Consider the following 21,574-nt stretch of genomic DNA (forward strand, 5'->3'; position numbering starts at 1 on the left):
GTTTCGCTTACTTCGCGGCTTATTTGGCGACCTACCATGTCCATCTCCCCCGGCCTTTTGATTTTGCACGGCAACCAGCTGGAACAGTTGCGGGCGGCCGTGTTCGGTTGGCTGCAGAGCCATCCGCTGGGGCCGCTGGAAACCGATACCTTTCTGGTGCAATCGAACGGGGTGGCGGAATGGCTGAAAATCGCGCTGGCCGAGGAAACCGGGATATGCGCCGCGACGCAATTGCGCCTGCCGGCGCGCCAGCTGTGGGAAGCCTACCGCGCCATGCTGGGCCGCGACAGCGTGCCGCCGCTGTCGGCGTTTGACAAGAGCCCGCTGACCTGGCGGCTGATGCGCCTGCTGCCGTCGCTGCTGCAAGACGACGTGTTCGCGCCGCTGCGCCATTTCCTTGGCGACGGCTGCCCAGAGCGCCGGCTGCAGCTGGCCACGCGGCTGGCCGACTTGTATGACCAATACCAGGTGTACCGCGCCGACTGGCTGGAAGACTGGACCGCGGGGCGCGACGTGCTGCGGAGCGCGCGCGGCGAAGCGGTGGCGCTGGGACCGGATCAGCGCTGGCAGGGCGCGTTGTGGCGCGCGGTGGTGGCCAGCGTGCCGGAAGCGGAGCGGCAGTTGGGCCGCGCCAGCGTGCACACCCGCTTCGTGCAGGCGGTGCAGCGGGGCGACGCGCCGCGTGGCCCGCTGCCGCGCCGCCTGGTGGTGTTCGGCATTTCATCGTTGCCATACCAAGTGCTGCAGGCGCTGGCCGCGCTGGCGCGCCATACGCAAGTGTTGCTGGCGGTGCCGAACCCCTGCCGTTACCACTGGGGCGACATCATCGATGGCCGCGACCTGTTGCGCGCCGCGCGCAAGCGGCAGCAATTGAAAAACGGCGTCGACCTGGCGCACATTCCGCTGGAAGAATTGCATGCGCACAGCCATCCGCTGCTGGCCAGCTGGGGACGGCAGGGGCGCGACTTTATCCGCATGCTCGACGAATTCGATGAGGCGGCCCAGGCCCGTGGCGAGGATGACGGCACGGCGCCGATGCGGGTCGACCTGTTCGGCGAAGACGCCGGCACGACCCTGCTGGAACAGGTGCAGGCCGCCGTGCGCGACTTGCTGCCGCCGGGCGAGCATTCGCACACGCCGCCGGACACGGGGGACGGATCGATCGAATTTCACATCGCCCACAGCGTGCAGCGCGAAGTCGAAGTGCTGCACGACCGCTTGCTGGCCATGTTCGCCGCTTCGCCGGGGCTGCGGCCGCGCGACGTGGTGGTGATGGTGCCCGACATCGATGTGTTTACCGCCGCGATCCACGCGGTGTTCGGCCAGCACCGCAAGAACGATGCGCGCCATATCCCGTTTGCCATTGGCGACGTCAACGACCGCAGCGTCAACCCGCTGCTGGTGGCGCTGGAATGGCTGCTGCGGCTGCCGCAGCAGCGCTGCCGCCAGAGCGAGGTGCGCGATCTGCTCGATGTGCCGGCGCTGGCGCAGCGTTTCGGCTTGACCGAAGACGATTTGCCGACCCTGGGTGTGTGGATCGAAGGCGCCGGCGTGCGCTGGGGCCTGGACCGCGCGCACCGCGCCGGCCTTGGCCTGGCGCCGGCCGGCGAACAGAATGCGTGGATCTTCGGCTTGCGGCGCATGCTGCTCGGTTACGCCAGCGGCGACGGCGTGACCTATAACGGCATCGAAGCCTATGGCGAAGTGGGCGGCCTCGATGCCGCGCTGGCGGGCTCGCTGGCGCAACTGGTGGAAGCGCTGCTGGCATGGCGCGCCATCCTGGCGGCGCCGCGCACGCCGGCCGACTGGGGCCAGCAGGCCCGCGCCCTGCTGGACAGCTTCTTCACGGCGGCCGGCGAAGACGACCGCCTGACCCTGGCGCAATTGCATGAAACGCTGAACCGCTGGCTGGAAACCTGCGAAGGCGCCGGCTTTGACGAACCGGTGCCGCTGGCGGTGTTGCGCGAATCCTGGCTGGGCGCGCTCGACGAGCCGACCCTCGATCACCAGTTCGTGTCGGGCGGCGTGACCTTCTGCACCCTGATGCCGATGCGTGCGGTGCCGTTCCGCGTGGTATGCCTGCTGGGCATGAATGACGGCGACTTCCCGCGCCGCGCGCCGCGCGCCGATTTCGACTTGCTGGCGCTGCCCGGCATGGCCCGCCCCGGCGACCGCTCGCGCCGCGACGATGACCGCTACCTGATGCTGGAAGCGGTGCTGGCCGCGCGCGACAAGCTGTATGTCAGCTGGGTCGGGCGCAATGTGCGCGACAACAGCGAGCAGCCGCCGTCGGTGCTGGTGTCGCAATTGCGCGATTACCTGCACGCGGGCTGGAACCTGGACCTGGCCACGCTCACCACCGAACACGCGCTGCAGCCGTTTTCGCGCCGCTATTTCGAACAGGGCGGCTTGCCGACCTATGCCGCCGAATGGCGCGAGGCGCACCGCGATCATGGCGGCGCCTATATCGGCAATGGCGTTGCCGATGCCGATGCCGATGCGGCCCTTATGGCCGTGGGGGGCTGCCCGGCGCACGGCGCCGACCTGCCGCCGTATGAACCGGACGAAGGCTTCCGTCTGCGCCTGGGCCAATTGGCCAGCTTTATCCGCCAGCCGGTGCGGTATTTCTTCCGCCAGCGACTCGGGGTCGTGTTTGGCGAGGCCGTGCTGGTCGGGGAGGACGAGGAACCGTTTGCACTCGATGCGCTGGAGCGCTTTGGCCTGGAAGGCAAGATGCTGGACGACAGCAGCGAGCCGGAACCGGTGGCCGAAGTGCGCGAGCGTCTGGCGGCGCGCGCGGAGCGGCTGGAGCGCGAAGGCTTGTTGCCGATCGGTTTGCCCGGCAAGCAGGTGCAGCGCACGCTGGTCGATGAACTGGTGCCGGTGCGCACCGAATGGCTGCACCAGCGCGCCCGCTACCCGCTGCCCGCACCCAAGTTGGCGGTCAGCCTGCGCTTCGCGGCGCAGGCAGGGGATGGCGACACCCCGCTGGAAGACTGGGTCGACCAGTTGCGCAGCAACGGCACCGAGACCGTGTGGCTGGCGCAGTTGGCGTCGCGCGTGGCGGACCGCAACGGCGCGCCGCGCGGCGACAAGCTGATTCCGATCTGGCTGCGCCAGTTGGCGGCGGCCGCGCAGGGATATCCGGTGGCGGGCATCCTGGTGGCGCGCGACGTGGTGGCGCACTTCGCGCCGCTGGAACCGGGCGCGGCGCGCGAACAATTGGCGGTGCTGGTGCAATGGTGGCGCGACGGCATGGACCGCCCGCTGCCGGTGGCTTGCCGCACGGCGCTGGCGCTGCTGGCCGAAGGCGATGCGCGCGGCACCTATGACGGCGACTATAACCGCGACGGCGAAGTCGTGGACCTGTGCCTGGCGCGGCTATGGCCGGAATTCGCGGCGCTGGCGCAGGAGCCCGGCTGGCTGCCGTGCGCGGAACAGCTGTATGGACCGCTGGCCGACTGGATGGCGGCGCACGTGACGATGACACCGCTGGAGGGGGCGCAGCCATGAGCAATCTGCTGCAACCGCTGTCGTTCCCGCTGCACGGCTCGCGCCTGATCGAAGCGTCGGCCGGCACCGGCAAGACCTGGACCATCGCGGCGCTGTACCTGCGCCTGGTGCTGGGCCACGGTGGCGCCGATGGCTATGCGCGGCCGCTGCTGCCGTCCGACATCCTGGTGATGACCTTTACCCGCGCCGCCACCCGTGAATTGTCGAACCGCGTGCGCGAGCGGCTGATCGAGGCGGCGGGGTATTTCCGCCGCGACGCCGGCGATGACGCGGGCAAGGCCGATCCCTATCTCGACGCCTTGCTGGAATCGTATCCGGACGATGGCGCGCGCAGCCAGGCCGCGCACCGGCTGATGCTGGCGGCGGAAACCATGGATGAGGCGGCGATCTTCACCATCGATGCGTGGTGCCAGCGCATGCTGCGCGAACACGCGTTTGACAGTGGCAGCCTGTTCGACGAGGAACTGGTCAGCGATGAAGCGGCGCTGTTCGACGATGCGGCGCACGATTACTGGCGCCAGCAAGTGTATCCGCTCGATGCGCGCCTGCTGGAGCCAATGCTGGCCTGCTGGGCCGATGTCGGGCAATTGAAGGCTTCGGTGCGCGCCCTGGCGGGACGGCGGGAATGGCTGGAGCGCGAGGTGGAACAGGCCGGCGCAGGGCGTGAAACGCTGGGTGCGCTGATCACCCGCCTGCAGCGCTTCCAGCGTTCGCGCGTGCTGGAATTGAAAGAGGGCTGGTGCGAACGCGCCAACCGCATGGAACAGTGGATCCTTGCCGAGCGCGAAGCGGCGCCGAAGTGTTTCCACGGCGCGAAGATGAAGCCGGAATCCGTGGCCAAATGGTTCGAGGCGCTGCGCACCTGGGCCCAGGACGACCATCAATTGCATCCGGACTTGAATGGCACCGCGTGGAACCGGCTAGCCCCGGACGGTCTGCTCGATGCTTGCGCCAAAGGCTATGTGCCGGCGATTCCCGCCGACTTCGATGCGATTCCGGGCCTGCGGGCGGCGCTGGAGGAACTCGAGCCGCTGGACCATGCGCTGTACCGCCATGCCGCGCTGGCCATTGCGCGGCGCATGGAGGAATTGAAACGCAATGCGCGCCAGTTCGGCTTTGCCGACATGCTGGACCGCTTGCAGCAGGCGCTCCAAGGTGACAACGGCGCGGCGCTGCGCCAGCGCATCATCGACCAGTACCCGGTGGCGCTGGTCGATGAATTCCAGGATACCGCGCCGAACCAGTACGCGATCTTCGATTTGCTATACCGGGTCGAGGCCAATGATCCCGCGCTGGGCCTGTTCCTGATCGGCGATCCGAAGCAATCGATCTACGGCTTCCGCGGCGCCGACATCCACAGCTACCTGGCGGCGCGGCTGGCGACCACCGGCCGCCATTACCAGCTGGGCACCAACTTCCGTTCCACGCAAGCGCTGGTGGCGGCGGTCAACCAGGTGTTCATGCATGCGGAAGGCCACGCGCAGGGTTGTGGCCAACCCGGCGGTCATCCGAAGGGCGCGTTCCGCTTCCGGTCCGGGGAGGACAATCCGCTGCCGTTCGAGGCGGTCGGCGCCCATGGCCGCAAGGAACGGCTGGTGGGGGCGGACGGGCCGCTGGCGGCGCTGCTGGTGTCCTGTACTGAAGCCGACGCCATCAAAAAAGACGATTACCGCGCATTCTTTGCGCACCACTGCGCCGAGCACATCGCCGGGCTGCTCAATGATGAACGGGCCGGATTCGATGATGGCGGCAATTTCAGGCGCTTGCAGCCGGCCGACATCGCGGTGCTGGTGCGCGACCGCAAGGAAGCGGCGGCGATCCGCCACGCGCTGGCGCGGCGCCGCATCGCCAGCGTGTATTTGTCCGACAAGGATTCCGTCATCGACAGCGAGGAAGCCGCCGACGTGTTGCGCTGGCTGACGGCGATGGCCAATCCGCTCGACGGCGGCCTGGCGCGCGCCGCCTTTGCCACCCGCACGGCGGGCTTGCCGCTGGCGGAACTGGCGCGCCTGTCCGGCGATGAACTGGCGTGGGAACAGCGGGTCGAGCAATTGAAGACCTTGCACCTGGTGTGGCAGCGCCAGGGCGTGCTGGCCATGCTGCGCCGCTTTATCCATGAACTGGATTTGCCATCGTCGCTGCTGGCGCAGCCTGGCGGCGAACGGCGCCTGACCAACTTGCTGCACCTGGCGGAACTGCTTCAAACCGCCAGCCGCCAGCTCGATGGCGAGCAGGCGCTGATCCGCTGGCTGGCGGAGCAGATCGACATGGGCGGCGACAGCGGCGATGAACGGGTGCTGCGGCTGGAATCGGACGCGGAACTGGTAAAAGTCGTCACCGTCCATAAATCCAAGGGCCTCGAGTATCCGCTGGTGTACCTGCCGTTTGCCGTGACGGCGCGCAAGGCCGATAAACGCAACCGTACTTTCTTTGAATTCACCGATACGGCCGGCACGCGCCATATCGACATGGCCTTGTCCGACGATGCGCTGGCGGCGGTGGAAGAGGCGCGCCTGGCCGAGGACTTGCGCCTGCTGTACGTGGCGCTGACGCGGCCGCGCCATTTCCTATGGCTGGGCGTGGCGGCGTTGGCGGCGCGCAAGGAAGGCGCCAACACGTTGCACGACTCCGCGCTGGGTTATTTGCTGACAGGCGGCGAAGCGTTGCCCGCCGCTGCGCTGGCGCTGCGCTGGGAACAGGTGAAGGGCGATTGCGACGCGATCGCCATCCGGCGGCTGGACCAGGCCGGCGGTCCCGTCACCATGCTGCGGCGCGAAGACTTGCAGGCGCCGCTGGTGCCGGCGCGCCGCTTTGAAGGGGACTTCGAGCGCGACTGGTCGGTCGGCAGCTTTACCTCGCTGACGCGGCGCAATCCGCAAGACATGTCGCAGGGTTACGCGCAATTGCTGGCGGCGGATTTGCTGGCCGATGGCGGGGCGGCGGCAGGCTGGGATGAGCGCGTGCAGCGTCCGGCCGCGTCGGCAGGGGCCGCAGGGGCTGTGCGGCCGGCAGGGCCGGCGGGACTGGCTGGCGTGCCGGTGCCGGGAATGGGCAGCACCGCCAGCGCGGCCAACGTGGCCGGCATGGCGCCAGGCGAAGCGCGCGTGCCGCGCACGGCCTTGCAGGCCAAATTGCTGGAACAGCAGGCGCTGGCCGAGGCCTTGCAGCGCATCGCCGACGACCCGTGGCACCGTTTCCCGCGCGGTTCCGTCCCGGGCAACTTCCTGCACGAGCAGCTCGAGTGGATGGCCCATGAAGGCTTTGCCAGCGTGGACGATCCGCAATTCGATGCGCGCCTGCTGCGGCGCATCGAGCGGGCCGGCTGGGCCAATCGCCAGGACGATGCGCTGGCGTGGCTGCGCGCGGTGGCCGGCACGCCGCTGCCGCCACTGGGGGCGCCGTTGTCGGCGCTGGACGGCGCGTTGCCGGAGCTGGAATTCTGGTTCCCCAGCGAGCGCCTGTCGAGCGGCGCGCTGGACCGCCTGTGCCGCCGCCATATCTTGCCCGGCCTTGCCCGTCCCGCGTTGCCGGAGCGGCGCTTGCACGGCATGCTGAAAGGCTTCATGGACCTGGTGTTCGAGCATGAAGGCCGCTACTGGGTGCTCGACTATAAGTCCAATGCGCTGGGCGGCAACGACAGCGCGTATCACGCCAAGGCGCTGGCGCTGGGCGTGGCGGAACACCGCTATGACATCCAGGGCGCGCTGTACATGCTGGCGCTGCACCGGCTGCTGCGCTCGCGGCTGGGCGACGCCTATGATCCCGCCACCCAACTGGGCGGCGCGGTGTTCTTTTTCCTGCGCGGCATCGGCCATGCGCAAACGCGCGGCTGCTGCCTGCTGGCGCCGGATCCCGGGCTGCTCGATGGCCTCGATGCACTGTTCAATGAGGCCGGCTGATGGCTGTTAATACCATGGAAGTGACGGACAGCGGGCGGCAAAAACTACTGGCGCAAATCGATGCGATGACGGAAGCGGGCCAATTGCGCCGGCTGTCGGGCGCGTTCGCGCGCTTTGTCGCCACGTTAGGCCCCGCGAAACCGCCGCTGCTGCTGGCCTGTGTACTGTTGTCGGAACTGGAGGGGCGCGGCCACAGTTGCCTGATGCTGGCCGACCTGGCGGGCGCCAGTCCGGCGGTGCGTTCCATGCTGGGCTGGAGCGAGGACGATTGGCAGGCGTTGAGGGCAGTCGCCGCGCCGCTGCCGAAAAGCGCGTCGGCCTGGCGTGCGCATTTATACCAGTGCGAGCAGGTGTGGCCCGCCGCCGACCTGGATTTCGGCCAGCCGCTGGTGCTCGATGAGGAGCGGTTGTACTTGCGCCGCTACTGGCGCGACGAAACCAGCGTGGCGCAGTCGGTCCGCGCGCGCGCGCTGCGCCAGCGCGATATCGATGCGCGGCGCGTGCGGCAATGGCTCGATATCCTGTTCCCGCCCGCGGCCAATGGCGAAACCGACTGGCAAAAGGCCGCGTGCGCGGTGGCGGTGCGGGCCGACCTGGGCATCATCACCGGGGGGCCTGGCACCGGTAAAACCTATACCGTGGCGCGGTTGCTGGCGTTGCTGTTTGCCACGGCGGGGTTGGAGCGCATCCCGGCCGTCGCGCTGACGGCGCCTCCCGCGCTGCCGCCGGCCGGCGGCGGCATCCGCATCGCGCTGGCCGCGCCGACCGGCAAGGCCGCCGCGCGCCTGAAGCAATCGATCGACCAGGCGCTGGAAGCCTTATCCGCGCTGGTGCCGGATTTGCAGTTGCCGGAACTGGCGGCGCGCATGGGCGCCGCGCGCACCTTGCACAGCCTGCTGGGCGCGCGGCCCGATACCCGCACCTTCGTGCACCACAAGGGCAATCCGCTCGATGTCGATGTGCTGATTGTCGATGAAGCGTCGATGGTGCACCTGGAAATGATGGCGTCGCTGCTCGATGCGCTGCCGCCCCATGCGCGGCTGGTGCTGCTGGGCGACAAGGATCAATTGGCGTCGGTGGAGGCGGGCGCCGTGCTGGGCGACATGTGCCATGACGCGGAAAGCGGCGGCTACAGCGCGGCGACGGCCGACTACATGCGTGACGCGGCCGGCATTGCGTTGCCGGAATCGTTCGTGCAGGGCGGCGGTCCGCTGGCGCAGCAGACCGTCATGCTGCGCAAGAGCATGCGTTTCGGCGGCCCGATCGGGCAACTGGCGCTGGCGGTCAACGCGGGGGACGTGGCGCGCGTGCGCGCGGTCTTGCGCGAGGACGAGAGCGGCCAGCTGGCCTGGTTCGATCCGGCCCAGCATGCGCAAGTGCTGCAACTGGCGCTGGAGGGACGGCCGCAGGCGGAAGGCGGCTACCAGCGGTATTTGCGCCGCATGGTGCAAGGGCTGGAAGACGGCAGCGCGCTGTCGCAGGACACCGCGCGCCACGAAGCCTGGGTGCGCGACGTGTTGCTGGCGTTTGAATCGTTCCGCATCCTGTGCGCGGTGCGCGAAGGGGAGTGGGGCGTGTCCGGCCTGAACGACGCGATTGCCGCGAAGCTGGAAGCGGCGGGCTTGCTGCGGCGGCGCGGCGAATGGTATGTCGGACGGCCGGTAATGGTGACGCGCAATGATTACGCCACCGGCGTATTCAACGGCGACATCGGCTTGACCTTGCCGGACCCGCTGCGGCCCGGTTCCCTGCGCGTGTATTTCAGCGAAGGCCCGCATATCCGCAGCGTGCTGGCCACGCGCTTGCGCAACGTGGAAACCGCGTTTGCCATGACGGTGCATAAATCGCAGGGCTCGGAATTCGCGCACACGGTGATGGTGCTGCCTGCGTCTGCCAGCGCGGTGCTGGCGCGCGAACTGGTCTACACCGGCATCACGCGGGCCCGTACTCACTTCACGCTGGCCACCCCGGTGGCCGGGGTGCTCGATGAAGCGGTGGCGGTGCGTACGCAGCGCGCCAGCGGGTTGCGGGGGCTGGTGGGGTAAAGACGGGGCGCGCTGGTCCGGCAGCCGCTGATTTACGGTTCTTCGGCCATTTGACGGCACGTCGCATACATCACGTCCTCGTTGGGTGCCCAGATGTTGAGGATGGGCGCGTCACCAATTTTCTTTAACAGCACCCGTGTGGTGGCCTTGTCGTTGGCGATACACGCGTGGTACGCGTAGATATTGTAGTTCCACATGGTGGGGAAGCGTTCGGTCCATTGTTCCAGCCCCTGTTTCATGCGGAACCAGTCGACCCCGGAAGCGGTGTAAAGCTGGTGCTTGTACTGGCCTTGCGCGGCCCCACTGAATAGCCGGGCATAAATTTCCATCCCGTAGCGCCCGGACGACATGCGTGCGGCTTGATTGATAAAGGCTGTTAATTCCCGGTCATTGCCATGCCATTTTGGCTGGAAATAAACCGACGCGTATTGGTAGAGACGGAAATCGTCGGGATTGCGCCGGATGCCGTCTTCCACGACTTTCATGACCAACTCGCGCGGCAAGGCCAGCGCGCGCGCCGCATTGATGAAGGTGGCGTGCCAGCTGGTGCTGACGCCCGCTACGCCCTGGCTTTTATAGAGGGCATCGGCAGCCAGGCTTGCGTATTGCTCATACGATGCCCACGCGCGAGGCGGCACCGTGTTGGCGTAGCCGCCACCGCGGAAATGAAACGCATAACTGAGCAGTGCGCGTGCGTAGAGTACATGCGCCAGCGGAGCATCGGGGTAGGCGGACGTCCATGCCGTGGTTTTGGCGATCAGTTCCTTATATCGGACGTCACTGTCAGGGCCGTCGAAGCCCATCGCTTCACTAATCCCGTCATCGAATAACGTGATCTTGAAAGCACCGCTGGCGGTGCGGCGATCGTCGGTCAAGTAGGACTGGGATTGCCGCTCGAGTTCGCGGAAATTTCCTTCCATGAAGGCGGAAGCGGCCTTGTCGATGATGGCGCGCCGCTGGATTTGTTCAATATCCTGGGCAATGGCAGGAGCGGCGCTGAGAAACAATACCGCTGCGGCGAACAGCGGTTGGATGCGCAAGGCGGGAACAGGCATGCTGGCATGAGGTTATTAATAAAGCAATTACTTTAGCACAGTAACGCGCGTATTAACGGGGGGGGGGGGGGGGCTGGAGGACGGCGGTACGCCGTACCTGGAAACGGCGCGCCAGCGGGGCCTGACGGGCTACGCTTATTCAAGGTCTTCCAGCCGGATGCGGTATTTGCGACGCTCAGGTAAGTCCCAGCCTGGCTGCGGGGTGCGGCAGCGCGGCTCCACTGAGGTGGACTTCTCCGGCAATACTGCCAGCCGCTTGGTGGACGCGGGCGTTGTGGGGGCTGATGCGGTCTGTGATTGTTCCGCCAACAATTGCCGACGCAGGCGGCTGGCCAGTTGCCAGTTCTTGTCCTCCGGCCGTTTGATATACAAGTCACGCCATGCATTGCGCTCGGTGCGGGCAAATGAGCGGGCAAACTGGTTGGGCGTGACCGGACGGCCATCATGGATGATTTGATCGCCGACCACGCGCGCATAATTATGCTCGCCGTAACTCCAGGACTGGATGCAAGTGCCTTCGGGCAGGAATAGCATTTTCCATTGATAGCCACGGGTGCCTGGTTCCACCGGCGCCTTGCCGGTTTGCGCCAGCAGCCAGCTTCGCAACGCATCGGTGGTGGCGCGGTCGACACTGCATTGGTCTTTGCGGGTGTTCAGGTATCCCAGCAATTCGAGCAGCAGGGACTGGGGGACTTCCACGGTCAGTCTGGTAAACATTCTGGGCCTCCTGTCTTTTTTTGTCTGGTACTGTCTCTTTTGACCGTTGTTTTTAAAAAGGCTTCAAAAAGGGGAGAACCCAAACAAGACTGTATTGACAGACAATTTGCCAGAGAGCCGGCGGAGAGGGGCGATCCCTTTGGTATTGCAATGGTTATTTGTAGTCGGCCAAGCTTGATCTGACAATAGCTGCCTGGTGAGTTAGAGTTTCACGTGCGCGCATCCGGCCAGAAATTGCACATGCGCTGCTTAACCCGCCCTATCATTCCAAACATGAAAGTAAGAAAAATGAAACGACCCTCGCTTTCGGCGATTTTTGTAGCCTCGCTGGTGCTGTCGCAACATGCGCAAGGCGCCGATGCCGAAACTGTCAAGGGCCCGCTGACGGCGGATGAAAAAATGCAATGCCGCGCACAACTCGCCGAGTTTAACCAGAGTGTGCGATCCTACAATGCGGAATTGGACACGCTCAAGGCGTTGGAGGCCGAGGTAGATGCATTGAGCGCGGTACTTGAAAAAGAGCAGGTTGCGGTTGATCGCCGCGACAGCACCGCCATGCAGGCGCTCAATGCAAAGATCGGCAAGAACAACGAACTGGTCGCGCGGCATGAGCAGATAAGCGCGTCGCTCAAGGCGATGTTGAGCGAAAACAAGCAACGTGCCGAGCAGTTCAGCGAGGCATGCGAAAACCGCCCCCTTGCAACGTCGCCCTCCCCGAAAACCCAGCCGCCGGATTCAGCGTGTAGTTCGACCACCGGCGCCAAGGACGTGGAGCGCCAGATCGAAGCCACCTTCGCCGACATGCGCGCTCACGAAAAGCAGCGTCAGGCGGAGGTGGACCGCGTTGTCCAGGAGCGGGCTAAAGCGCAATCATGGAACAACGAGAAGCGCGGCAAGATCTGGCTGCAAATTCTTGGCTCACCCAAATTCATGGCCTTCGAGCGCGAGAAGCGGCCTTATATGCAGGAGCTGATGCGCATGTTCGGCAGCAAGCCCAAGAACGGTCAAGAGGAATGCCGGCTCGTGCAACGCATCGCCGCAATGCTGCCGGCCATCAAGGCTATCAACACACGGCAATACGCATTCATGGCGGATGAAATTCGGATGGCGAAGTAGTCGGAGCCAAAAAAGTTCGCAATCCACCCTTTATTTATTTGTACTAGTGCAAACTTGATCCGACACGGACTGTCAGGTGATTTAGAGTTCTCAATGGCCGCTACCGGCAGCCAATAGCGGACGAATAAGTTTCACGGCTGAATATGGAAATCTATTTTAGTGAGCAGATCGACGAATGCGATTTCGATCACATCGTTTATACAGAGGAAGGCGGAGCCGATCCGATGGTTGCTGCGCGGTTTGGAATTATTGATGATGAGGGCTTGAGAACACAGGTGAACGTGCTTGCGAGCGCTGGACCGTCATGCTTTCAAGATGCTCGATGTGTCGGCCACATCGCATATATCGGGTTTGGCCACAGCGTCTTCGTCTTTAATACGAAGACAAGAGAGCTAGCCAAGCATCAGGTCGATGGCTACTTCGGCCATATGTATGATCGTGGTGATTTCGAACACTTGCCGGCGCAGCTCTCAGTCCTTGTTACGTCAGCATCTGAAGCGCTTGCATTCTCTAGACAGGGTGAACTGGCTCACGTGTGGTCAAATCTTGGCGTTGACGGTGTGCTCCTGCATGCGGTGAATGGACTGCAAATCGAGGGCGCGGGCGAGTACGATCCGCCCGGCGGTTGGCGGAAATTTGCTATCGCCATGGATCGTGACACCTTCGCTTACTGCCAGTAGCTGTCACTGAATTTTTGAAGCAGAAAATGAGTATAGATAACACTGAGGCCCGGCTGATTGCTAATGCACTTTACGAGATACGTTTGCTGCTGAGCCCCTATCTAGGGAGTGAAAATGATGCGCCCCGTGATGTGCGTTTAGCGGCGCACCTAGCGCATGCTTTACATAATGAAGCCGGAGCATTAATCGATTCAGAAAAATTTGACGTAGAGGCTGCGCTCCGCAACGTGGCGGCAATCGATAACGCCGTACCGGGGAACGATGGCTGCCGACTGGCTTCAGCGTGGGCCACTCAAAAATGAGGACGGCCGTTCAGGCTGAAATCGGCCAATAGCCATCATTCGACCTCGCGCAACTAGTCCAAGGAACTGGCGGCTTCGGGGCGGATGCCGCAGGTTGTGATAGGGCGTAGTGTGTCAGATCAAGTCTGAACTACTACAATTCAAGCGCCATCGCCGATTCAAGTCGGTCGGTATTTCAGTCTGCTAGCCACCAACTTGCACCACTTGCACGTATTTGCCAATCAGATGGCTATTACATTTAATCCGACCCTATGCCGCAATATCAATGACACTGCAACTCCAGCTGAAATTGATCCCTGTGAGTAGGACATCGGAAAAAATACACCAATCCCACGTCACCCCACATCAGGTTCGCTTCCTCTTCTGAGTCCACCTGTGCGTAAAACTCCATTTCAGTGCCACATTCCCTGCATTTGGGACAAGCTTCTCCCTGAATGTAGCGCGGGTAGCCACCAAGCAACGTCGCGTAGTCATTCAGGCATCCAGCCCTCTCAACCGCCTCATCGTAGGCTTCCCATGGGGCATCAGGTGAGATTTCGCCGCATAAACTGCTGGCTTCACTCGATATCGAGTCCAGCGCTTCCCAGTCTGGCAATACGCGTACCGCGGACGACGTCACCTTGCATGGGACCAGCGCATGTGGATCATCATTGCGGCTGATGGCCACCATCTTTTCCGATGTGGGATTGTCGTAAAGTCTGGTGACCCAAAGACCTGCTTCCTCGTCACCCAAGCCCCAAGGGAAGCACTCGTTGCAGTAATAAAATGCAAAGAGCGCCTTTTCTTTCTCATCCACCGTTTGGTTGATAAAGGTGAGCGGATCTTTGCATTTGGGACATTCCGGCCAGCTTTCCCCCTTTTCGGCATAGGGCTGTCCGCCGAATTTGCTTTCACAGCATGGCTTGACCGCAGCGTCGTCCGCCTTCAGTTCCAGCTTCATTGCATTCTTGATGAGTGGTTTCAGTAGCGCATCCAGTTTTTCTTCACGCATGTTTGCTCCTCGAACGGGACAGCCGGATTAAAAAAGGCGCCTCAACAGGCGCCCCAGTTTCTCGTCATACCACTGCCTCATCGCGCAACAGCGCATACAAGTTCATATCGACATGCTTGCCCCGGACGAAATTGGCGCCGCGCGATACTCCTTCTTTTTGAAAACCGCATTTGATCGCCACCTTTTCCGACGCCAGGTTACGGCTGTCCATGCGGATTTCGATCCGGTTGATCAGGGTGGCGTTGAACAGGTGGCGCACCATCAGGTTGACCGCTTCGGTGACGATGCCGCGGCCCCGGTAGTCATGCGACAGGGTGTAGCCGATTTCGCGCGCATTGAAATACGGGACGCCTTTTGCATGCCAAATCGTCCCGATGATGGCGCTTCCAGGGTGTTCCACGATCACGTAGCGCACCAAGCCATCATTGGCCATGCCATCTTCACGGATCTTGCGCGCCAGGTCGACCGGGGAGTGGATCGCGCTCGGCAGGTACTCGCCACGGATGTCCGGGTCGTTTAACAGCGGCACCAGCGCGGGCAGGTCATCGGGCAGAACATGGCGGATGAGGAAATTGCTTCCTTTGATCATCAGGCAGCCCGGCGTCGCTTGTTGGCCGCCTTGGACGCCGGCGCCTTCTTGCGCAGACTTTGTTTTACCGGTTTCACCGGCTTATCGTCATCGCCGGAAATGTACTTGCGGATCTTCAGCGCATCCATCAGGCGCGCCGAGCTCGCGCCGGCGTTCAGCAGCACCATGGTGGAATACTTGCCGGCCGATTTGATGCGCATGATCAGGCAGCGGCCCGCTTCCTCGGTGTAGCCGGTCTTGGACATGCCGATGTCCCAGCCCTTGGCGCCGACCAGGCGGTTGGTGTTGCGGTATTCGACCTTGCGGCCGTTGATGCTGATGGTGTCCTTGCTGTCGGTCGACATGTCGCGGATGGTATCGTATTTCGACGCGGCGTTGGCCATTTTCACCAGGTCGGCCGCCGTGGAGCGGTTGTGCGGCGACAGGCCGGTCGGTTCTTCGATCACGGTGCTGGCCAGCCCGAGCGACTTGATTTTCACGTCGACGGCGCGTTTGAAACCGGCCTGGCCGCCGGGGAAGGTGCGGGCCAGCGCGGCGGCCGCGCGGTTGTCGGACGACATCAGCGCCAGTTGCAGCACGTCGGCGCGCGAAATCGCGGCGCCGACCGGCACGCGCGACTGGCTGTGCTTCAACATGTCGACATCGGAGCGGTCGATGTTGATGACTTCATTCATGTCCAGCTTGGCGTCAAGCACCACCATGGCCGTCATCAGCTTGGTCAGCGATGCGATCGGCACCTGGGCCGTGGCGTTTTTTTCAAGCAGGATTTTGCCGGTGTCATCTTCGACCACCAGCACATTTTGCGAGCCGAGCGGCAACGCCATAGCGGCGGCGCTCAAGGACATCAGCAGGGCGGCTACTGTTTTCTTGATCATTTGAATATGCAATTGGGAGGGACGGAAAATCGGCGGTGTATTGCATTGCACAATATCTATACGGCAATATTTCCTCAAGTACGAAGATACAGTAATTAGACAAACTCGTCTATGGCGCACACGCAAAAAAGCCCCACAGGCAGGCCTGTGGGGCTTTTTGGGGACGTTTCAGAGGGGAAAGCGCTTACTTGCCGTCGTAGATCTTGTCGAATTCACCGCCATCGTCAAAGTGCTTTTTTTGCAGTGCACGCCAGCCGCCAAACAAGTCATCCACGCTCAGCAGGGTGATCGGTTTGAAGGTGGCGGCGTATTTTTTCGCCACGGCGTCCGAACGGGGGCGCAGGTGGTGCTTGGCGAGGATTTCCTGGCCGGCCTCGCTGTACAGGTAATTCAGGTAGGCGGTGGCGGGCTTGCGCGCGTTGCGCTTGTCGACCACTTTATCGACCACGGCCACCGGCGATTCCGCCAGGATCGAAGTCGGCGGATAGACGATGTCGAACTGGTCGCCGAATTCGCCTTTGACCAGCAGCACTTCGTTTTCAAACGTGACCAGCACGTCGCCGATGTTGCGCTGGGTGAAGGTGGTGGTGGCCGCGCGGCCGCCGGTATCCATCACCGGGACGTTCTTGAAGATCTTGCCGACCAGGTCGCGCGCTTGTGCTTCGTTGCCGCCTTTTTTCAGCACGGAGCCCCAGGCCGCCAGGTACGAGTAGCGGCCGTTGCCCGAGGTTTTCGGGTTGGGGATGATGACCTTGACGTCCGGCTTGGCCAGGTCGGCCCAGTCCTTGATGCCCTTCGGGTTGCCCTTGCGGACCAGGTAAATCACGGTCGAATAAAACGGCGCCGCATTGTTCGGGAACTTGGCTTTCCAGTCCGCCGCCACCAGGCCTCGGTCGGCCAGCAAGTCCACGTCATTGGCCTGGTTCAGTGTCACCACCGACGCTTCCAGGCCATCGGCCACCGAGCGCGCCTGTTTCGACGAGCCGCCGTGCGCCTGGTTGACGGTCACGGTTTCCCCGGTCTTCTTTTTATAATCCGCGATAAAGGCCGGATTGATATCCTTGAACACTTCGCGCATCACGTCATACGACACGTTCAGGATCGCCGTGTCGGCCGCATAGGAAGGGGCGGCAAAGGGCAGGGCGGCGGCCAGCAGGGTGGTCGCGATCAGGGTGCGGCGCTTATTACTTTTCTGTGTCATGGGGACTTTGATCCTGTTGTGAAAGACATATAGGCATGGTCTATAATTCGCGCCGGAAAAGATACGAATTTTTCGTAATATATAAATCACGATTTCGAGTCTAGACAAAACGCACGGCATGCGACACGAGCTTTTTCTGGCTGGTGTATAGTCGCGCTGTGTGCCGGCGGCAAGCCGCTGGCGCCGGGTGATCGGCATTATTTTGTGAGTACACATGAGTCTTGAAATTCGTATTGCTGCATCTGGCGACGCTGCTGCGGCATGCAATGTTTTGCGGCGGTCCATTGCCGAATGCTGTGTCCTCGACCACAACAACGACCCCGCCATCCTGGGCGCGTGGCTCGGCAACAAAACGCCGCAAATGGTGGCCAGCTGGTTCCAGTCGCCCACCAATCATTCGCTGGTCGCGCTGCACGACGATACCGTGGTGGGCGTGGCGCTGCTGACGGGCGCCGGCAAGCTGGCGCTGTGCTACCTGGTGCCCGAAGCGCGCGGCCTGGGGCTGGGCAAGGCGCTGCTGGCGCGCATGGAAGAAATTGCCTGCGGCTGGGGCGTGAAAGCACTGCAATTACACAGTACCGCCACCGGCGCCGGTTTTTTTGAACGCCATGGCTATACCCGCGCCGGCCAGGTGCGCTCGCCGTACGGCGTCGATACCACGTTTTTCTGGAAGCAGCTCGATGGCAGCGAACCGCCTGCGGAGGGCGACGATGCGAAACCCCGCAAGCGCTTCTGTAACTGTAATTCCGCTTAATATTCCGCTTAAATTAACCCGCAATAACCTGAAAGGTCCGCATGCCTGAAATCGCCGTCAGCCGCCAGGATATCTTCCCGACCACGATCTGGTCGTTCGATCTCGGTTATTTGCAACCGTATTTTCCCTTGTGGCTGGACCTGATCCGGCAATTGCGCGCGGCGCAGCCGCAGCCGGCGGGACGCACCATCCGGCGCGGCTGGAACAGCGAAACCACGCTATTGCAGCAGCAAGCCTTTGAGCCGCTGCACGGCGCGGCGCAAACCGTGTTTGGCCAGGTATTGCAGGAAATGCAGTTGCCGGGCGCGATCCGGTTCCGGGTCGAAGGCTGGGTCAACCTGCATGAAGAAGGCGGTTTTAATATGCAGCATATGCATCCGAACCGCTTGTTGTCGGCCGCGTTTTACCTGCAAGTGCCGGAAGGCTCGAATCCCGTGCTGTTCCATGACCCGCGTCCGGCCGTCAAGCTGGGGCAAGTGGCGGGGCGCGGTTTCAATGGCGGCGGCCTCACTGCCGCCCAGCCATCGCTGGGACAAATGCTGGTCTTCCCGAACTGGCTGGAACACCATGTCGAACCCCATCCGGTGGCGGCGCCCCGGATTGCGATCGGCATGAACGCGGTGGCGGCGTAACGTCCGGCACTCAGGCGGCGCACGCGCACGCGGCGCTGTGCCAGCCCTGGGCATGCTGCCCCAGGCTGGCAACATCGATGGCGCGGCCATCGGCAAACATCTTTAATTCCCCCGGTACAAAGCCATGCCACGTTTCATCGCTGGTCAGCGGTTGCGTGGCGATCACCGCCATGCGGTCGTCCGGTCCGTTGTGGCGGCTGAGGTCGATGCTGTGTTCGCAATCGACCAGGCTGGCCTGGGCGAACGGATAGGCGCGCGACACGTAGTGCAAGTGCGTCGAGCAGTGGGCAAACAAGGTCTCGCCGTCCGACAGCAGGAAATTGAAGGTGCCGTGGACCGCGATTTCCGCCGCCAGTTCCGCCACCGCCGCATAGAGCGCGCGCCGGTTCGGCTGCACGCCGAAGCGGCCGGCCAGGCCTGACAGCAAATGGCAAAACGCCCGTTCGCTGTCGGTGTCGCCTTCCACGTCATACAGCCCGGTGTCCGGATAAAACCCTTTTAAATCGCCATTGTGGGCGAACGACCAGGTGCGGCCCCACAAGGTGCGGGTAAAGGGATGGCAGTTTTCCTGGGTGATCCTGCCCTGGGTGGCCTTGCGGATATGCGCGACGACATTGCTGGCCTTGATGCGGCGCTGTTTCATTTGTTCGGCCAGCGGCGACTCGACCGAGGCGCGCTCGTCGCGGAACAGGCGCACGCCGCGCCGGGTGTGGAAGGCGATGCCCCAGCCATCCTTGTGTTCCCCGGTACGGCCGCCCCGTTCGGCAAATCCCGCAAAGGAAAAGCGCAGGTCGGCTGGCTGGTTGCTGTTCATTCCGAGGAGCTGGCACATGGTGACACCGCAAGAAAAAAATAACGATGAGCCCACGATAACGGTGACACGCGGGCGGCGGAACGAATGTTTTGCTATATGCATAGTTGTAATGCGGAATATGCCTCCATATGCAGAAAACGAATACATATGGAATAAACCATTCGTTCGGCGCCCGTAACGGCTGGGATAAGGTGTCGTCATTGCAGCAACCTGGAGCCTAATGACATGAGTTTTCCCGTCCTGAACCAATACCTGTCCCGCCTGTCCCGCGACGGCGCATCCCATACCAGCATCCAGCTCGATGCGCAGGGCCGCGCCCAGGGCCGCTTCTTCAACTGCACCATGACCAGCGCATTCCAGCCGGTGCGTGAATTGCAGCACGGGGCGGCGGTGGCCTATGAAGGGCTGGCGCGCAGCGCGGCCGGTGGCAGCGACGGTTTGTCGCTATGGAAACTGCTGGACAGTGCGGCCAGTGACGATGAATCGGTGGAATTGGACCGGTTGTGCCGCATGCTGCATGCGATCAATTTCTTCCGGCAGGAAGATGCCGCCGGCGCGGCCAGCGCCGACCTGTACCTGAACGTGCACAGCCGCTTGCTGAGCGCCGTGTCCAGCAACCATGGCTATGCGTTCCGCCGCATCCTCGATGCGCTGGAATTGCCGCTGGCGCGCATCGTGCTGTTGCTGCCGCCGGTGACGGCGCAGCAGGGCTGGCTGATCAACTACGTGGCCGACAATTACCGCCGCAATGGCTTCCGCTTTGCCGTGCAGGCTTCCGGGGCGCGCGATGGCGCAGCGCTGCTGGAACGGGTGCGTCCGGATGTGCTGCGGCTCGATGCGCGCGCCGTGGGCGGTTCGATCGATGCCGATGCGGCCACGGTGGCGCTGCTGGAACAGGCAAGGCAAGCCGGGGTCCGCACGGAATTCCGCCGCCTCGATTCGGTCGGTGCGCTGCAGTCGCTGCACCGGATTGCCGAGGCGGCCGGCACGGCGCTGCTGGCCCAGGGCGCTTTGCTCGACGTGCCGCAGCCGGCGCTGGCGCCACCGGTCGTGAACAGCGACGTGCCGGCAAGGGGGGCGGCAACTTAATTTTCTCTTAAGCCAGCCACATCAACTTAATGCGGTTTCTCAACACCCTCCGCTAATCAGCTATAGTTGCAGGGTATTGTTTGATCGGATTGACTTATGGCATCGCGCAGAGACTTCTTACAGACTGGTTTGGGCCTGAGCGCCGCCAGTTTCATCGGTGCGCCGCTGCTGGGCTGCGCCGCGCGCGCGGAACCGGTGCGGCAGGCGAAGGCCGCACCGAAACCAGCACCCGCACTGAAAACCCCGGCCAGGGCGGCCGACAAACCGGCCCAGCTGGCGCAAATGACGCCGGCGCCGGATGACGACCTGGAACCGCCGCCGGACATCTTTGATGCGCAGTCGCTGGACCTGGAATTCTGGGTCAGGCCGCGCACCATCCAGCTGGTGCGGCCGGCCAGCGGTGAAAAAACCAAACTGCTGTATTGGCGGGACGGCGAATTGATTGATTCGGCTTACCAGGAACTGTGCCACCTGCTGCGCGATGTGAATGGCAAGGAAACCGCGCCGATCGACCCGGAATTGCTGAAAACCCTGTGGGGCGCGCAAGCGTTCGTGGCGCGCTACGGCATTGAGAGTCCGGTGGAAATCCTGTCGGGGTACCGGACCAGAAGTTCCAACAACAAATTGATCGAGCAAGGCATTCCCGCCGCGCGCCAGTCGCTGCACATGGAAGGCAAGGCGGCCGATATCCGCATTCCCAACCTGAATGAGGAAGTGCTGGGCGGACTGGTGCGCAGCTTCCGGCAGGGCGGCGTCGGCTTTTATTACCGCTCCGGGCCCCGGGGCGGCTGGATCCATGCGGACACCGGCTTGAAGCGCACCTGGAAAGGGTGATTCCCATCGGCGATTGGTTTACACTGCACTATTCACCGTTTTGATAAGAGTCTATGCAGCAAACTGATCGTCCCCGCTTCCGTCCCGTGCCATGGACGGCGCTGGAAACCCCGGCTGATGTTGAATTGTGGATTGCCGAACACAACCTCGCCCTGCAGGAATTGATTGCACCCCATGAAACCGGCTACGGCGTCTGTTTTACCCTGGCCGAAGGGGGCGACGTGTACCTGCAGACCACGCAGGAAGGCGCCATCCTGCTCGATGTGACGGACGATGCCGAATGGGTGTCGCCGCTGGTCGCGGCGGTGGGCCAGGTCGAGCCGCCGAAAGGATCGATCTGGATCTTGCCGGACGATAAGCTGGTGCAATTGATTATGGGTTTGTCCGGCCTGATCGCCACCTCGATCCTGGTGGTGGGCCACAATTTCGGCCGCGGGCAGCGCACCCGCTACTAACGATAAGGATCTC

At 63.1% G+C, this 21,574-nt stretch carries 18 protein-coding genes; 11 read left to right on the top strand and 7 right to left on the bottom strand.

What is annotated here, in order from left to right:
• Positions 1–36 precede the first annotated feature (36 nt).
• Genes recC through recD form a run of 3 tightly spaced genes read left to right on the top strand, consistent with a single transcriptional unit; the run spans position 37 to position 9,457 of the window.
• Complete coding sequence (gene recC / locus AC1RRC_RS05980) at positions 37–3,513, top strand: exodeoxyribonuclease V subunit gamma (RefSeq protein WP_493054349.1); 3,477 nt, start codon at positions 37–39, stop codon at positions 3,511–3,513.
• Positions 3,510–7,412 carry an exodeoxyribonuclease V subunit beta gene (gene recB, locus AC1RRC_RS05985; protein WP_493054350.1) on the top strand — a complete coding sequence of 1,301 codons (3,903 nt, stop codon included), beginning with the start codon at positions 3,510–3,512 and terminating at the stop codon, positions 7,410–7,412. Before recC ends, recB begins: the two co-directional genes overlap by 4 nt.
• Positions 7,412–9,457, top strand: coding sequence for an exodeoxyribonuclease V subunit alpha (recD, locus tag AC1RRC_RS05990; RefSeq protein ID WP_493054351.1), 2,046 nt, complete (start codon positions 7,412–7,414; stop codon positions 9,455–9,457). Before recB ends, recD begins: the two co-directional genes overlap by 1 nt.
• Before the next feature lie 32 nt (positions 9,458–9,489).
• Here the strand turns inward: recD and AC1RRC_RS05995 are convergent, their stop codons facing one another.
• Together AC1RRC_RS05995 and AC1RRC_RS06000 are read right to left on the bottom strand one after the other, a co-directional pair.
• On the bottom strand, positions 9,490–10,512 hold the full coding sequence (locus AC1RRC_RS05995) for a hypothetical protein (protein WP_493054352.1): 1,023 nt from the start codon (positions 10,510–10,512) through the stop codon (positions 9,490–9,492).
• Positions 10,513–10,647: 135 nt separating this feature from the next.
• Positions 10,648–11,229, bottom strand: a complete 582-nt coding sequence (locus AC1RRC_RS06000) for a hypothetical protein (protein WP_493054353.1) — start codon at positions 11,227–11,229, stop codon at positions 10,648–10,650.
• Positions 11,230–11,517: 288 nt separating this feature from the next.
• Between AC1RRC_RS06000 and AC1RRC_RS06005 the strand changes: the two genes are divergently transcribed.
• The 3 genes from AC1RRC_RS06005 (at position 11,518) to AC1RRC_RS06015 (ending at position 13,327) form a co-directional block, all read left to right on the top strand.
• Positions 11,518–12,345, top strand: a complete 828-nt coding sequence (locus AC1RRC_RS06005; RefSeq protein ID WP_493054354.1) for a hypothetical protein — start codon at positions 11,518–11,520, stop codon at positions 12,343–12,345.
• 143 nt (positions 12,346–12,488) lie between these two features.
• Positions 12,489–13,025, top strand: coding sequence for a hypothetical protein (locus tag AC1RRC_RS06010; protein WP_493054355.1), 537 nt, complete (start codon positions 12,489–12,491; stop codon positions 13,023–13,025).
• A 26-nt stretch (positions 13,026–13,051) separates the two neighbouring features.
• A complete protein-coding gene (locus AC1RRC_RS06015) occupies positions 13,052–13,327 on the top strand; it encodes a hypothetical protein (protein WP_493054356.1) in 276 nt (91 codons plus the stop codon).
• Positions 13,328–13,589: 262 nt separating this feature from the next.
• Here the strand turns inward: AC1RRC_RS06015 and AC1RRC_RS06020 are convergent, their stop codons facing one another.
• The 4 genes from AC1RRC_RS06020 to AC1RRC_RS06035 form a co-directional block, all read right to left on the bottom strand.
• The gene (locus AC1RRC_RS06020) at positions 13,590–14,318 is read right to left on the bottom strand and encodes a DUF1963 domain-containing protein (protein ID WP_493054357.1); all 729 of its coding nucleotides are present in this window, start codon (positions 14,316–14,318) and stop codon (positions 13,590–13,592) included.
• Positions 14,319–14,382: 64 nt separating this feature from the next.
• Positions 14,383–14,907 (bottom strand): GNAT family N-acetyltransferase, encoded by a 525-nt coding sequence (locus tag AC1RRC_RS06025; RefSeq protein ID WP_493054358.1) that lies wholly within the window; start codon positions 14,905–14,907, stop codon positions 14,383–14,385.
• Positions 14,907–15,782: a serine hydrolase gene (locus AC1RRC_RS06030; protein WP_493054359.1), complete on the bottom strand. Its 876-nt coding sequence runs from the start codon at positions 15,780–15,782 to the stop codon at positions 14,907–14,909. Before AC1RRC_RS06030 ends, AC1RRC_RS06025 begins: the two co-directional genes overlap by 1 nt.
• Before the next feature lie 184 nt (positions 15,783–15,966).
• Positions 15,967–16,983: a sulfate ABC transporter substrate-binding protein gene (locus AC1RRC_RS06035; protein ID WP_493054360.1), complete on the bottom strand. Its 1,017-nt coding sequence runs from the start codon at positions 16,981–16,983 to the stop codon at positions 15,967–15,969.
• 271 nt (positions 16,984–17,254) lie between these two features.
• On the opposite strand from AC1RRC_RS06035, the gene AC1RRC_RS06040 reads away from it, so the two are divergent.
• On the top strand, positions 17,255–17,737 hold the full coding sequence (locus AC1RRC_RS06040) for a GNAT family N-acetyltransferase (RefSeq protein WP_493054361.1): 483 nt from the start codon (positions 17,255–17,257) through the stop codon (positions 17,735–17,737).
• Between the two features lie 41 nt (positions 17,738–17,778).
• Positions 17,779–18,369, top strand: a complete 591-nt coding sequence (locus AC1RRC_RS06045) for a TIGR02466 family protein (RefSeq protein ID WP_493054362.1) — start codon at positions 17,779–17,781, stop codon at positions 18,367–18,369.
• Between the two features lie 10 nt (positions 18,370–18,379).
• On the opposite strand, the gene AC1RRC_RS06050 is transcribed toward AC1RRC_RS06045, so the two are convergent.
• Positions 18,380–19,201: a class II glutamine amidotransferase gene (locus AC1RRC_RS06050; RefSeq protein WP_493054363.1), complete on the bottom strand. Its 822-nt coding sequence runs from the start codon at positions 19,199–19,201 to the stop codon at positions 18,380–18,382.
• 207 nt (positions 19,202–19,408) lie between these two features.
• On the opposite strand from AC1RRC_RS06050, the gene AC1RRC_RS06055 reads away from it, so the two are divergent.
• The 3 genes from AC1RRC_RS06055 (at position 19,409) to AC1RRC_RS06065 (ending at position 21,561) form a co-directional block, all read left to right on the top strand.
• On the top strand, positions 19,409–20,272 hold the full coding sequence (locus tag AC1RRC_RS06055; RefSeq protein WP_493054364.1) for an EAL domain-containing protein: 864 nt from the start codon (positions 19,409–19,411) through the stop codon (positions 20,270–20,272).
• 96 nt (positions 20,273–20,368) lie between these two features.
• Entirely contained in the window at positions 20,369–21,106 is a 738-nt protein-coding gene (locus AC1RRC_RS06060) for a YcbK family protein (protein WP_493054365.1), read from the top strand.
• Positions 21,107–21,159: 53 nt separating this feature from the next.
• Entirely contained in the window at positions 21,160–21,561 is a 402-nt protein-coding gene (locus AC1RRC_RS06065) for a hypothetical protein (RefSeq protein ID WP_493054366.1), read from the top strand.
• The last annotated feature ends 13 nt before the right edge of the window (positions 21,562–21,574 follow it).

It is taken from the genome of Pseudoduganella sp. GW821-FHT12E03 (genome assembly GCF_058807115.1).

Coding starts and splice junctions, on each gene's coding strand:
- recC (WP_493054349.1), top strand. CDS start 37: ATGTCCATCTCCCCCGGCCTTTTGATTTTGCACGGCAACCAGCTGGAA.
- recB (WP_493054350.1), top strand. CDS start 3,510: ATGAGCAATCTGCTGCAACCGCTGTCGTTCCCGCTGCACGGCTCGCGC.
- recD (WP_493054351.1), top strand. CDS start 7,412: ATGGCTGTTAATACCATGGAAGTGACGGACAGCGGGCGGCAAAAACTA.
- AC1RRC_RS05995 (WP_493054352.1), bottom strand. CDS start 10,512: ATGCCTGTTCCCGCCTTGCGCATCCAACCGCTGTTCGCCGCAGCGGTA.
- AC1RRC_RS06000 (WP_493054353.1), bottom strand. CDS start 11,229: ATGTTTACCAGACTGACCGTGGAAGTCCCCCAGTCCCTGCTGCTCGAA.
- AC1RRC_RS06005 (WP_493054354.1), top strand. CDS start 11,518: ATGAAACGACCCTCGCTTTCGGCGATTTTTGTAGCCTCGCTGGTGCTG.
- AC1RRC_RS06010 (WP_493054355.1), top strand. CDS start 12,489: ATGGAAATCTATTTTAGTGAGCAGATCGACGAATGCGATTTCGATCAC.
- AC1RRC_RS06015 (WP_493054356.1), top strand. CDS start 13,052: ATGAGTATAGATAACACTGAGGCCCGGCTGATTGCTAATGCACTTTAC.
- AC1RRC_RS06020 (WP_493054357.1), bottom strand. CDS start 14,318: ATGCGTGAAGAAAAACTGGATGCGCTACTGAAACCACTCATCAAGAAT.
- AC1RRC_RS06025 (WP_493054358.1), bottom strand. CDS start 14,907: ATGATCAAAGGAAGCAATTTCCTCATCCGCCATGTTCTGCCCGATGAC.
- AC1RRC_RS06030 (WP_493054359.1), bottom strand. CDS start 15,782: ATGATCAAGAAAACAGTAGCCGCCCTGCTGATGTCCTTGAGCGCCGCC.
- AC1RRC_RS06035 (WP_493054360.1), bottom strand. CDS start 16,983: ATGACACAGAAAAGTAATAAGCGCCGCACCCTGATCGCGACCACCCTG.
- AC1RRC_RS06045 (WP_493054362.1), top strand. CDS start 17,779: ATGCCTGAAATCGCCGTCAGCCGCCAGGATATCTTCCCGACCACGATC.
- AC1RRC_RS06050 (WP_493054363.1), bottom strand. CDS start 19,201: ATGTGCCAGCTCCTCGGAATGAACAGCAACCAGCCAGCCGACCTGCGC.
- AC1RRC_RS06055 (WP_493054364.1), top strand. CDS start 19,409: ATGAGTTTTCCCGTCCTGAACCAATACCTGTCCCGCCTGTCCCGCGAC.
- AC1RRC_RS06060 (WP_493054365.1), top strand. CDS start 20,369: ATGGCATCGCGCAGAGACTTCTTACAGACTGGTTTGGGCCTGAGCGCC.
- AC1RRC_RS06065 (WP_493054366.1), top strand. CDS start 21,160: ATGCAGCAAACTGATCGTCCCCGCTTCCGTCCCGTGCCATGGACGGCG.